Annotated in this window: 13 protein-coding genes; 8 read left to right on the top strand and 5 right to left on the bottom strand. The window is 52.5% G+C overall.

From position 1 onward, the window contains the following. Positions 1-512: 512 nt before the first annotated feature. From IX84_RS11385 to trxA, 5 genes are all read right to left on the bottom strand, one after another. A complete protein-coding gene (locus IX84_RS11385; RefSeq protein WP_044220371.1) occupies positions 513-2621 on the bottom strand; it encodes a peptidylprolyl isomerase in 2109 nt (702 codons plus the stop codon). A gap of 410 nt (positions 2622-3031) precedes the next feature. Then, positions 3032-3697: a hypothetical protein gene (locus IX84_RS11380; RefSeq protein ID WP_044220369.1), complete on the bottom strand. Its 666-nt coding sequence runs from the start codon at positions 3695-3697 to the stop codon at positions 3032-3034. Positions 3698-3744: 47 nt separating this feature from the next. Further along, positions 3745-4677 carry a diacylglycerol/lipid kinase family protein gene (locus tag IX84_RS11375; protein WP_044220367.1) on the bottom strand — a complete coding sequence of 311 codons (933 nt, stop codon included), beginning with the start codon at positions 4675-4677 and terminating at the stop codon, positions 3745-3747. A gap of 236 nt (positions 4678-4913) precedes the next feature. Continuing rightward, on the bottom strand, positions 4914-5057 hold the full coding sequence (locus tag IX84_RS33325) for a hypothetical protein (RefSeq protein ID WP_160213737.1): 144 nt from the start codon (positions 5055-5057) through the stop codon (positions 4914-4916). Between the two features lie 227 nt (positions 5058-5284). Next, positions 5285-6058, bottom strand: coding sequence for a thioredoxin (trxA, locus tag IX84_RS11370; protein WP_044220365.1), 774 nt, complete (start codon positions 6056-6058; stop codon positions 5285-5287). 128 nt (positions 6059-6186) lie between these two features. On the opposite strand from trxA, the gene IX84_RS11365 reads away from it, so the two are divergent. The 8 genes from IX84_RS11365 (at position 6187) to paaB (ending at position 12848) form a co-directional block, all read left to right on the top strand. Then, entirely contained in the window at positions 6187-6798 is a 612-nt protein-coding gene (locus tag IX84_RS11365) for a hypothetical protein (protein WP_044220363.1), read from the top strand. A gap of 31 nt (positions 6799-6829) precedes the next feature. Further along, positions 6830-7585: a tRNA pseudouridine(38-40) synthase TruA gene (gene truA, locus IX84_RS11360; RefSeq protein ID WP_044220361.1), complete on the top strand. Its 756-nt coding sequence runs from the start codon at positions 6830-6832 to the stop codon at positions 7583-7585. Between the two features lie 26 nt (positions 7586-7611). Continuing rightward, a complete protein-coding gene (locus tag IX84_RS11355) occupies positions 7612-8193 on the top strand; it encodes a hypothetical protein (protein WP_044220359.1) in 582 nt (193 codons plus the stop codon). 430 nt (positions 8194-8623) lie between these two features. After that, positions 8624-10027: a M28 family peptidase gene (locus tag IX84_RS11350; protein WP_044220357.1), complete on the top strand. Its 1404-nt coding sequence runs from the start codon at positions 8624-8626 to the stop codon at positions 10025-10027. A 78-nt stretch (positions 10028-10105) separates the two neighbouring features. Beyond that, positions 10106-10645 (top strand): hypoxanthine phosphoribosyltransferase, encoded by a 540-nt coding sequence (gene hpt, locus IX84_RS11345; RefSeq protein ID WP_044220355.1) that lies wholly within the window; start codon positions 10106-10108, stop codon positions 10643-10645. Between the two features lie 2 nt (positions 10646-10647). Next, positions 10648-11442, top strand: coding sequence for an inositol monophosphatase family protein (locus IX84_RS11340; RefSeq protein ID WP_044220353.1), 795 nt, complete (start codon positions 10648-10650; stop codon positions 11440-11442). Between the two features lie 140 nt (positions 11443-11582). Then, entirely contained in the window at positions 11583-12554 is a 972-nt protein-coding gene (gene paaA, locus IX84_RS11335) for a 1,2-phenylacetyl-CoA epoxidase subunit PaaA (protein WP_044220350.1), read from the top strand. Between the two features lie 3 nt (positions 12555-12557). After that, on the top strand, positions 12558-12848 hold the full coding sequence (gene paaB / locus IX84_RS11330) for a 1,2-phenylacetyl-CoA epoxidase subunit PaaB (RefSeq protein ID WP_039722707.1): 291 nt from the start codon (positions 12558-12560) through the stop codon (positions 12846-12848). Positions 12849-12913 lie beyond the last annotated feature (65 nt).

Genomic DNA, 12913 nt, shown 5'->3' with positions numbered 1-12913 from the left:
AACAACAAATCGGTACCGCATACCTGATGCGATACCGACCTGAGCAGTAGGAAACGGTGACGGGGTTTCACCCTTTGGAGCGATTTCCTAACACCGACTTAAAGATTAACAGGAACGAGCGGCGGCATCTGACAGGGCATACTTACCCGGACTTGCCGAAGCCAGCCTGTAGGCCCGGCCCCAATTAACCAATATACTTGAAGTTGTACTGGTAGATGCTAACGACAAGTATGACAAACAGCAGGAAGAAAATAAAGGCACCGAGTATCATGTATCCTTTTTTTCCTGAATTTCTTATTTCATCACCCATGATGGCTATTTTTTGTGTTAATGGTTATTCTGCCTGCAAAGATGGACAAAAATCTAAAAATGACAAAGTCCGCTGTGCGCCTTGATGCCCATTGAGGTGAACAAAGCAAGGGTCAAGGCCTGCCAAATCTAAAAAGCCGGCCTGCTGCATCTGATTGGCAACAGGCCGGCTTTCTGCGGATCGGTCCTCAAAGAGACTAATCCTAGTAAAAGCGAGAACGGTTGTCCTCGATATCCGCGTTTTTCTTCATCGCCTGAATCAGGCGGGCAGGTACTTGCTGTTGTACCGGAGAAGACATGGTGCGGCGCAGCTCAGGGATGTTGCTGGCCTGACCTGCAGCAGGCTTGCTGAGGACTTGCACGACAAACACGCCTGTCTTGCCTTCGATTGGTGCAGAAACGCTGCCCTGCTCCATAGTATATGCTTTTCCGATCACCTTAGGTTCGAAGCCCAGACTGGGTACGAATGTCGCATTGAAAGCTACATTGCGAGCAGTATCCACCTGCGTACCAAACTGCTGAGCAATAGATTGCAGATCAGTACCGCTAATCTTTCCGGCCAGCATTTCTGCTTTTTTCTTGTTGATGACTTGCTGTTCGATTTGGCTCTTGATATTCGCCACCGCAGGCAGGCCAGCAGCCTGACGGGCACGAAGACCAACTACCACATACTTGTTGGTATAGTAGTCTACCGGGTCCTGATAGCCATAAAGCTCAGGGGAAACTTCACCCACATCTGCGTTGAAGGCCCAGCGAACGATGTCGCGGCTCGCCTGCCCACCGCCCAGCTCACCGATGGAGAAGGCATTGCGCGTCAGGCCAGTGGAGGTCTTCATATCCAGTCCACGGGCAGCAGCGTTTTCCCGCAGTGTTTCCAGGTCGCGGTTCTCACCGATAAAGGCCAGGACGTCCGCTTCAATATTCTCTTGTGTCTCTTCCAGTGGAACGATAGACTCTTCCAGGTAGGCTACCTTCACACGGGGTGTAGTGGAAGCGCTGCGGCTCAGTACTTCAACCAGGTGCCAGCCATAAGAAGTCCGTACTTTGTACAGTTTGCCAATATCGCCAGTAATGAAGAGGACTTCGTTGAATTCAGGTACGAACTGACCAGGAGTCACGCCCTCGTACTTACCACCATCGGAAGCACTGCCTGGGTCCTGACTGAATCTGATTGCCAGAGAATCGAAGCTTGCCCGATTGGTTTCCAGCAGGTTTTGCAGGCTGTCGATGGTTTTCTCAGCCGATACAAACTGCTCGGGTGCCTGTGCCTGAATCAGGATGTGGCGGGTATCCGCAGAGTCTGCGATCATACGGCGCTCCACCAGCTTCACGGCACGGTACTTGCCCTGATCGATGTAAGGGCCGTAAACGCTGCCTTCCGGCATATTCATTACCGTATCCTTGATTGATGCGCTAATGGCATCCTCTGTGAGGAAAGTGCTCGGCGGCACGCCATAATTGCGCTCCGTGAAGGCGGTATCGTCTTCGGTTGTTTCAAACTCGGGAAGCAGTTCCGCCAGTCGGTTGCGCAGTGCTGCGGAGTCTTCAACCGTTGGCTTTACTTCAAAAACCACGTACTCCAGGATACGCGTCTCTTCGTCATTCTTATACTGCTCCGCATTTTCCTTCAGGTAGGCCTCGTAGTCCGCATCCGAAAGCGTCACTTCGGCATTGTCCACCTCATCAAAAGGCACCTTTACATAAGCGAGGCTGATGGGTGCATTTTGCTCGGCATGGCCCATTTCTGCCATCCAGGTTGGGGTATAGATAGCCTTGGATACCAGGGTATTGATTTTGCTCTGCAGGCGCTCCTTGATGATTTCGTTCTCCTGGTGTGCCCAGTAAGACATCAGCCGGGGGTCCTCCGCAATAGAGCCGTCCTCGATAGCAGTCTTAATCTGATTCAGCTGCTGAAAATCCACCTGGCCCGTTTGTGGGTTGCGGAAACGCTGCTGAATGACCGGGCTTGGGTTGGTGCCAAACTGAAGGTCCAGCAATTCGGTTTTGCTCACACCGAGGCCAAGGGCTTCGGCTTCTTCCTTCACCAGTGCTTCTTCTACGAAGTAGTTCCACAGTTGGCTGCGGCGGCTGTACAGGTCACCACCAGAGTTGCCGTACAAGACCTGCTCTGTGCGGTAAAACTGATTCCAGTCCAGCTTTTTACCCTCAATATCGCCCACAATAGTCTGAGAGCTGCCAAATACACTTTGCTGACCAGAAGTCATGTCCATTACAATGAACCCGATCAGACCCAGTGCGATCAGTACGACCAGCAGCCAGGAATTCTTTCTAATTTTACTTATCAAAGCCATCTTAAGACCGATGTTTTTTGAAAATCAATGTTTCAATTCTACTCATCCACAGGCGTTTTCTGTTTAGAAGCGGCTTGTGAATGCTCCACTTTACGCTAAAGAGACGCAAAGATAAGCTACCTTCGCGAAAATCCATGCAAATGTAGTTGGTTTAACGGCTAAATACAAACTTTAGGGAAAGTAGTAGCTACTGAAGTGAAAATCGGGGACGGGCGGGCAACGGGCATATGCGCAGTGTGGTAAAATGCGAGGCTTTGCTGCTCATGAAATCAGGGGCAGGGTATTCGCATGGCTGAGGTTGAGGCTGAGCGCCTCTGCTATGGCTTCCTGCCGGGAATAGCGAGCTATTCATCCCGCTCCGGCAGCCCCAGCCTGTTCTCAACCTCAACCTCAGCACAGATAGCGGCGCCTTACAAATCATTCAACCGCTTCTGCACAGACTTAATCACGCCTTCCTGAGCTTTGATACGCGCTGCCATCTCCTCCTGTGCTTTAAGGTTGTCCTCGATGTCCTTTTCGGCTTTGGCGATAGTCTCTTTGGCGCGTTGTATTTCCCGCTCATAGCGCTCTTTGTCGGCAGCGAGGCGCTCCAGGTCGCGGTTGAAGTCCTTGAGCATACCCTCTTGTTCTTCCAGTTCAATTTTGACTTTGGCGCGGGCCACTTCCAGCCCAAACCGGACCAGCATCTTCTCGGCTTCGGTATAGCGCTCGCGGTGTTGACTGGAATTCAGGTAGGCCCCGCCCAGATCAATCCACATACATATAAAGGTGTTATCGCCCTTTTGCTCCGTTTTGGCGATGACGTCCACCGTGTTGCCCATGCCCAGAGCCGCGATGTCTGCATCGTCAGAGAGCCATTCTTTGTCTTTGCGCTGCCATTTGGGCTTTTCGCGGTAGAAATCCTTCATGTAGTCCTTCCAAAGGTCAGAAACCAGCCCGGCATCAACGGCGGGGACCTCAAGAACTAAGGCATTTTGCACGCCGGCACTCATGCCCACGCTGCGCTCCACCACTTGCGCCTGCGTAAAGGGAAGCGCACAAATGGTGAAAATGGAAATCCAGATAAAACGAATCATTATGGTAAGGTTTTGGTGTTAGGACGGGTTCTTGCCGATAAGTCACGCTACTCCGGCACCACTATCCGCAGGGCTTTCGGCACAATTTGGAAGTGAGCGGGCGTCTCGCCCAGGAATTCCCCATCGGCTTCCAGCAAGGTGGGCGGTGCGCCGGGCGTGGCTTTCACATCGGCCTCCTCCGCAAAGAAAGTTGTGACTTTGGGGTGTGACCCGATGGTTCCATTATAAAACCGATAGGTATTCATCAGCACGCCCAGCCGGCTGATCTGCCCGGCCAAGGTGACCGCAAAAGCTCCTTTATCCGGCTCCGCGTGGGGCACAAGCTGCATGCCGCCCCCGGAGTACTTCCCAATCCCGAAATTGATGGTGTAGAAGAAGTCCTGATAGGACTGCCCGTTGGCTTCCACCACCGCTTCCTGCAGGTAGTATTCAAACAGGCATTTTGTAACCAGCGAGAGGTAAAACAACTTACCGCCTTCTCCGGGCTTGCGCTGCATAGAGCGCTGCACCAGATAACCATCATAAGCTAGTCCGGCTACATTGACAAAGTAACGGGAAGCCGGCTTGTCATGGCTTTGGTAGTTGATCAGGCCCACGTCCTGCAAGGCGGTATGCCCTTTGGCAATCATGGACAAGGCGTCATCCGGTTTGGTAGGGATGCTGTGGGTCCGTGCCCAGTCGTTGCCGGTGCCTGCGGGAAGCAGGGCATGGTGAATATCAATCGACCGGGCCACCGATTGAGAAAGTATCCCATTGGCTACTTCGTGGTTGGTCCCATCGCCTCCTACGGTAAGGATACGGCGGTAGCCCTGGGCGATCGCCTGTTTGGTCAGCTCCGTGGCATGCCCGTTTTCGGTGGTCACCGCCCAGTCACTAACCGGCAGGTAGCTGGCTATCTTCTGCTGTAAATCGGTCCAGTTGTTGCCCGCTTTGCCCTGTCCGGAGACGGGGTTAGCGATGACATACCACTGTTGGTGCATAAGGTGAGCATTAGTTCTGTGGTTGAAGATAGGGAAATTGTGGTAAACGAAGCAGATTGAAAAATACTATGTGCTCTTGGGCAGACTTCAATAGCTGCAAAAAAAAACAGAGCCCTTCGCTGGCATGAAGGGCTCTATCTAAAACCGATAACACTAAATTTTTTTCAGCACGCTGATGGTGCCTGAAAAAAGCAGTATGAAAAACTTGTGGCTCAATAACATGCAGCTACGGGAAGTCAGTCTGACTGACGTTCCGAAACCTTGGCATTCAGCACACCAAAGTAGAGCAACATCAATGCGGCTAAAACAGCCAGCCACCATTGCCCGGCAACGGATGCCAGTACTGCAATAGCGCCCATTAAATAGGATTGTGTTGCCATGTAGCTCGTTGTTTTATTAAGCACTACAAATGTAATGGCGGGGTTATGGCCGTGAAATGACTTTTGTCAGTACTGCTTTGATTTTTGGGTGATCTATTCCGCCCCTGCCAAAAAACAAAAACCCATGCCAACAAGTCAGCACGGGCCCCTTTCAAAATGAAAGTAAGCAGTCTTTAGCCTATCAAAAAGCCAAATTCGATCACTAAACCTGCTGTTCGTTAAAGATACTAATAGAGTACCATATCAAATTGCCGGCGGTAGGTTTTCGTGAGCGGATGGTCGTTGCCCCAGGCATGAAAACAGGCGATAGCTGCCCGTCGTGGCAGGTCTTTCGCATAGGACTTGTCCTTACCGGCCGCTTCGATGATGGCTTTGATGCCGTTCTCCCAGTCCCGCTGCTTCAATGCAGCCTGGGCTTTGGCGATGGACTGTCCGGGCGCAGAGTCGTCCGCTTCGTGTTTCATCAATTCGGCGATGGTCCGGACTGCTTCGGCCTGTTCTGCAGAAGGTTCCCCTGCTTTGATGGGCTGCAGCAAGGATTCCGCCCGGTCGGGTGCACTCACCGCCAGCGCCATTGCCAAAGCCAGGCGGGCATCCTTCATGTCCGGGTACTGCGCTACAAAGGCCTCCAGCTCAGAAAGATCGCCATCGCCGTCCAGGCGCTCCAGGATAAGGTCCAGGGTTTCCTTTCTGCCATCCGGCAGGTTATTCGCCAGCCAGTTTTCGATCTGCGTACGGGGCAGTGCGCCGGCAAATTCAGCGATCACCCGCCCTTTGTGGAACATTTTGACATTAGGGATACTGCGGATCTGATATTCTGATGCCAGGGCCTGCTCCTCTTCGGTATTGACCTTCACCAATGCCCAACGGTCGGACTGCTCTTCGGCTAACGCTTCAATAGTCGGGCCTAACACCCGGCACGGGCCGCACCAGGAGGCCCAAAAGTCCACCACTACGGGCATTTCGTGGCTTTTCTCAATGACTTCGGCTTGAAAATTCATACTCTACTTGATTGATGAATAAAGGGTTTGATCGGTCAATAGGGGTATATCCTCTTAAAATACATCATAAAAGCAGGATATGTTTAGGGCGGATAGCGCCCGGCTTTAAGGATTAAAAATCAACCAATATGAAATACCCGACCTTATTCACTCTTTGCATTCTGGCCACAACATTGCTTCAGGCACAGCACGAAGCCCTCTTTGATGATGTATCGTCTTTTGGTGCTTTTGGTGGCCCTATCCTTGAGTTCAGCTCCATTAACGGCCAACTGGTAGCTGACGTTGGCGGCGGCGGCGCAATTATTCTTGATGAATTCTTTATTGGCGGCTACGGCATGGGTACCGACTACCCGGAAGTCAACTTTGAAACAGCAATCGATGGGGAGCTGACCGAAATTGACGCGGATATTGACTTCGGCCACGGTGGCCTTTGGTTTGGCTATGTGAGGGATATCGAACAAAAGATGCACCTCTATTCCAGCCTGAAAGTGGGCTGGGGCCGGGCCGATCTGGAACACGACATAGCCGACCTGCCTTCGGACCGCCTTTTTGTCCTTACCCCCGAGATTGGCATAGAACTGAACATGACCAGGTTTTTCCGCATTGGCCTGACCGGCGGCTACCGGATTGTGAATGGCGTCAGCCGCCTGCCGGGATTGGACAATCAGGATTTCAGCAGTCCAACGGTTGGCATTACCTTCCGGTTTGGCGGGTTTGGCAGTTACTGGGATTGGGATTAAATTGTAGCTTTGCGCCAGGCATAGCTATTCGATGAGGTACTTCGCAGAACTGGCATATAACGGCACCAATTACGTAGGCTGGCAGTCCCAGCCCGGGCAGCGTAGTGTACAGGGCACTATTGAGGAAGCGCTGAGCACCATTCTCAATACGCCTATTGAGGTCGTGGGCTGCGGGCGGACGGATGCCGGCGTTCATGCCAAACAATACTTCCTGCACTTTGATTTCGAAGGCAGCTTCCCTCAGGGCTTCGACCGGCGGATCAACAAATTCCTGCCCCCGGATATTGCCATATACCGGTTTATCGAAGTGGGGCCGGAAGCGCATGCCCGCTTCGATGCTACCCACCGGGCTTATGAATACCACATCGACTTTCGGAAAAACCCTTTCGGGAAAGACACCCGGTATTTCTTTCCCTTTACCGGGCAACTGGACGAGGAGCTTTTACAAGAAGCCGCGCAGTTACTGTTGGAGTACCAGGAGTTTTACCCGTTTTGCAAGTCAAATACCGATGTAAAGACGATGCGCTGTGACCTGCGCCGGGCCGAGTGGATCATAGACCGGGAAGCCCATAGCATGGTCTTCCATATTGCTGCCGATCGTTTTCTGAGGGGTATGGTACGGCTTATCGTGGGCATGTGCCTGAATGTCGCACAGGGCAAGCTCGACCTGGAAGCTGTACGCACCGCGCTTGAGCAGCAAACCCGCCTGCCCAAAAGCCTCAGCGCCCCTCCGGATGGGCTCTACCTTACGGATATCCGTTACCCGTTTATCGATGCTGCAACCTGATGGGCGGAAAAGCGTTCTCAAAGGATATGAAAAACCGTCAGACCTTTATCAAGATGAAATATGCTCCTTTGCTTGCTTTGGCACTGCTCACCACGTTACTCCACACTTCCTGCGAAGAACAGGTCGCCGCTGTGGCCAACCAACCTGATCCTTTCTTCGACCTTGAAGCTTACATCGAAGGTCAAATCTCCGACTTGAACCAGAAACAGCCCAAGGTCCGCAAGACCATCTCGGTGGAAGGGCAACAGGAAACTCAGCAATTTGACTCCCTCGATTACCGGACGGAGCTAAAGACCTTTCTCAACTCTGATATCAACCGTAAAGCCTGGGTCGACAAATACAAAGCCGACAGCACCTTTGAGGGGAGCCAATTGAAGCAAGTCGCCTACACGGCTACCGGAGAAGACCTTAAAACCCGGCTGCTGCGCGTACAATACGAACAGGGAAAGGTCTCAGACATTTACATTGAGAACCGTACCAACAGCCTCGTTGCCGATGTCCGTCAGGATTTACATTTTCAGCCCGGCCAAGGATACCGGTTAGTGACCACTCAGGAAACGGTGCTCTCCGAAAAACAGGAAATTGAGGTGGAAGCGAAATGGCAATGAGCGGCCGTAAAGTCAGAACAAAAAAAAAGAGGCAGCGCTACCACAGCACTACCTCAGCCCTAACCAAATAAAACCAAATTATAACTTCTATAACAAAGAAAAGCTTTAAAGCGCTTTTCTGTTTTTCTCTCTTTCGATATTACAAAGGTAAGTACTTTGTGTAAAAAATACAATAACAAAATTGTTAAAAAAGCAGGCCCGGGTTTATAAAACTTAAAACAAAAGGTCTTTTCTAATCAAATTTGACTATATTCTAGAGGCACATATATAGGTTTCTAGATATTTTAATAAAAAAATAAGCGCCCTCCTAAAATTTAATTCCGGTCATTAAATTCGAACCAAATAAATTTCCGAACCCCGTTCTGTTTGATTTTCAGCTGCCTTGCCGGAAGATTTCCTGAAAAAAAATGAAAAAAATTATCTTTGAGGTATGAGATCTACCAAAATCATGCTCAGCGTATTGGTATTGTCCCTTTTGGCAGCACCCTTAATACACGCACAGGATAGTCCCACCGACGAGGACGCCTTCTTCATCCGAAAAATTTACGACCACACCCTCACCAACAGTCAGTGCTACGACTGGCTGCAATACCTGACCCGGCGCATCGGGGGGCGGCTGGCGGGCTCTCCACAGGCTGCCGCAGCGGTAGAGTATACCCGTCAGATGCTGGACACCCTCGGGCTCGATAGTGTATGGCTGCAACCAGTCATGGTACCGCACTGGGAGCGGGGCGAACCGGAACGGGTGCGCATCGTCAACTCCATGAAGATGGGCAGTGTAGATCTGAATGCTTTGGCTCTGGGCAATTCGGTAGGTACGGGCTCTGCCGGTATCACAGCGGAGGTAGTGGAATTGCGCAGCCTCGATGAGGTAGACAGCCTGGGCGAGCAACTGCGTGGCAAGATCGCCTTCTTCAATCAACCGATGGACCCCACTGAGCTGAATACTTTTGCTGCATATGGCAAGGCAGCCGGGCAGCGGGTGTATGGCGCATCCCGGGCGGCCCGTTACGGTGCAGTGGGGGCATTAGTGCGTTCCCTGAACACCCGCCTGGATGATATCCCACATACCGGCTCCACAGTCTACGATGATCAGGCCGATCCCATCCCGGCCATTGCGATCAGCACGAATGATGCAGAACTCCTCAGCCGCCTGCTCCGGGAAGAGCCTGTGCGCGTGTACATGCGCAACAACAGCCGCATGCTCGGCGAGGCCCTTTCCTATAATGTGATCGGTGAAATCCGCGGTTCGGAATACCCGGAAGAGATCATACTTGTGGGCGGGCACCTGGATTCCTGGGATGTAGGCACGGGCGCACACGACGACGGCGCCGGCTGCGTACATGCGATGGAGGTATTACGCCAAATCCGGCTAATGGGCTATCAGCCCAAACGGACGATCCGCTGCGTGCTTTTCATGAATGAAGAAAACGGGCTGCGTGGCGGGCGGGCCTACTGGAAATGGTCAAACGAGCAGAAAGAATACCATACGGCAGCCATTGAATCCGACCGGGGCGGCTTCACCCCACGGGGCTTCACGGCGGACGGGCACGATGAGGTGTTTACTAAAAAATTCAAGCGGGTCATCGAGTGGATCCCTCTGCTTGCGCCTTATGGGCTGGACTTTGAGAAAGGAGGTTCCGGTGCCGACATCTCCGGCCTCAAAAGCCAAAAAGGGTTGCTCTTTGGCTTCAAGCCGGACTCACAGCGCTATTTCGATTACCACCACACCCCTATTGACGGGCCGGATGTGGTCAATAAACGAGAGTTAGAGCTGGGCGCGGCCTCTATGCTCAGTTTGGTATATCTCATTGACCGGTACGGCCTGGACTAAAAAAACGCCGGGCGGTAAGGAAGTTGCCCGCAACCATTCCTAACTTTCAGTCATTACTGTAGCAAAACGGCCCACTACATGGCAGAACGCATACAACTGCACGACCTCCATTTCAAGCCCTACCTAAGCGAAGCTCAGATACAAGCCCGCATACGCGAACTCGGGCAGGAGATTGCAGCAGACTATCAGGATAAAAAGCCGCTCTTTATTGGTATCCTCAACGGCGCATTTATGTTTACCGCTGATCTGGCCCGAGCCTGCCATTTCGATGCTGACTTTGCCTTTGTGCGCCTGAAATCCTACGAGGGGACGAGTTCCTCAGGGGAAGTCATCACCATGATTGGCTTGAAAGCGCCTGTAGAAGGGCGGTACCTTATCCTGGTGGAAGACATCATCGACACGGGGCGCACCCTGCATACTTTCCTGCCCCAGCTGCAGGCACAAAATCCGGCTTCGGTGCGCATTGCCGCACTGCTTTCCAAGCCTGAGGCACGGGTCAAACCATTGGAGGCCGATTACACCGGGTTTGAAATCCCCAATAAGTTCGTAGTGGGGTACGGGCTCGACTACAATGAACTCGGCCGCAACCTGCCTGCCATTTATCAACTCGAAGACTAATCATGGACCTATCTAACATCTGCCGGCAAGCCGTGTTACTTACAGAACAAACCGCCCGCTTCCTTCGCCAGGAACTGGGCAATGTCAGCACCAGTCAAATCGAAGAAAAAGCGCTCAACAGCCTGGTTTCCTACGTCGACAAGACTGCTGAAGTCCAGCTGGTGGAAGGCCTGCAAGCCATCACTCCCGGCTGTAGTTTTCTAACTGAAGAAGACAGTGTGGAGAATACGGAAGGAGAATTGCGATGGATTGTAGACCCCCTTGACGGCACCACCAATTTCCTTTTTCAGCTGCCGGTGTTCTCCATTAGCCTGGGGCTGGAATTGGAAGGGGAACTTGTGCTCGGCATCGTTTACGAAGTCAACCAAAGCGAAGCATTCTATGCCTGGAAAGACGGCGGGGCCTACCTCAACGGGCGCTCTATCCGGGTGAGTCAGCGGCCAAGCCTGCCGGAGTCGCTCCTGGCTACCGGCTTCCCCTACTACGATTATGATCAGACACAAGCCTACCTGAAGGCCCTGGAGCACTTCATGCAGCACACCCGGGGCATCCGCCGGTTTGGCTCGGCTGCAGTCGACCTGGCTTATGTAGCCTGCGGCCGCTTCGACGGCTTTTTTGAATACAGCCTGCAGCCCTACGATGTAGCTGGCGGCGCCCTGATCGTACAGGAAGCCGGTGGGATAGTGACTGATTTTCAAGGCGGGGGCAACTGGTTGCATGGTGGAGAAATGCTCGCTTCCAATGCGCTTATTGCCACCGATTTCCTTAATGTGGTGCGAACGGCTTTCAAGTCTTAACAGGCCTGACAGACAGATGCTTACACGAAGCTGCGCTTTATGCGAACAAAAACGAACAAACGTTCGTTTTTATAGTATCAAGTTATTATATTTGCATATCGCAAAGGCTATTTTGCCGTCTGATATAACCTAATGACGACATGAAAGCGCCAGCAGACTACGCACACCTCGAAGATCAATTTCAGGCACGCATTGATGCCGAAGAAAAAATAGAGCCTAAAGACTGGATGCCGGACAAGTACCGAAAGACGCTGATCCGGCAGATTTCACAGCATGCCCACTCCGAAATTGTAGGGATGCTGCCCGAAGGCAACTGGGTAACCCGCGCCCCTTCCCTGCGCCGAAAAGTCGCCCTTCTGGCGAAGGTACAGGATGAGGCAGGGCATGGCTTGTACCTCTACGGTGCTGCCGAGACCCTGGGCGCAGAGCGGGATGACCTCCTCGACGAGCTCCACACCGGCAACGCCAAGTACAGCAGTATTTTCAACTACCCTACTCTAAGCTGGGCGGACATCGGAGCAATTGGCTGGCTGGTAGACGGCGCTGCCATTATGAATCAGGTGCCACTATGCCGCTGTTCTTACGGGCCGTATGCCCGTGCGATGGTCCGCGTCTGTAAGGAAGAGAGTTTTCACCAACGTCAGGGTTATGAAATCATGCTGACCCTTGCCCGGGGCACCGAAGCGCAGAAAAAGATGGCGCAAGATGCCCTTAACCGCTGGTGGTGGCCTTCATTGATGATGTTTGGCCCCAACGATGCAGAGTCTAAGCACACCGCTCAGTCGATGGCTTGGAAAATCAAGCGCTTCACCAATGACGAGCTCCGGCAGCGCTTTGTGGACATCACAGCGCCACAGGCAGAATTTATTGGTTTGACGATACCGGATGAGCACTTGAAATACAACGAAGAAACGGGTCACTACGACTTTGGGCCCATCAACTGGGACGAGTTCTGGCAGGTTGTCAGCGGTGAGGGCCCCTGCAACCGTCAGCGCCTGAAAGCACGCCGCCGGGCCCACGAGGAAGGGCAGTGGGTGCGCGACGCCGCTCTGGCACATGCTGAAAAACGCCGACAGCGCCAAGCTGCCAAAAAAGATCAAAAAGTAGCCTAACCAATGAGCGAAAAGAAAAACTGGCCCCTGTGGGAAATCTTTATCCGCAGCAAAAATGGCCTCAACCACAAGCACGTAGGCAGCCTCCACGCTGCTGATGCTGAAATGGCGATTGAAAATGCCCGCGATGTTTACACGCGCCGTATGGAAGGTATAAGTATATGGGTGGTGGAATCCGAACATATCACGGCCTCAAGCCCTAACCAAAGCGAATCTCTATTCGACCCGGCCAATGATAAGGTGTACCGCCATCCAACCTTCTACAATCTTCCGGACGAAGTGAAACATATGTAAGTGCTTTGTCAGCCCGGAGCTCCTTCCGGGCTGCCTTTTCCTCCTTTGATTCTGTAAGTCTCAGA

The sequence above is a fragment of the Phaeodactylibacter xiamenensis genome, assembly GCF_000759025.1.
GTDB lineage: Bacteria > Bacteroidota > Bacteroidia > Chitinophagales > Saprospiraceae > Phaeodactylibacter > Phaeodactylibacter xiamenensis.
This window is presented reverse-complemented; position numbering and strand designations above follow the sequence as displayed.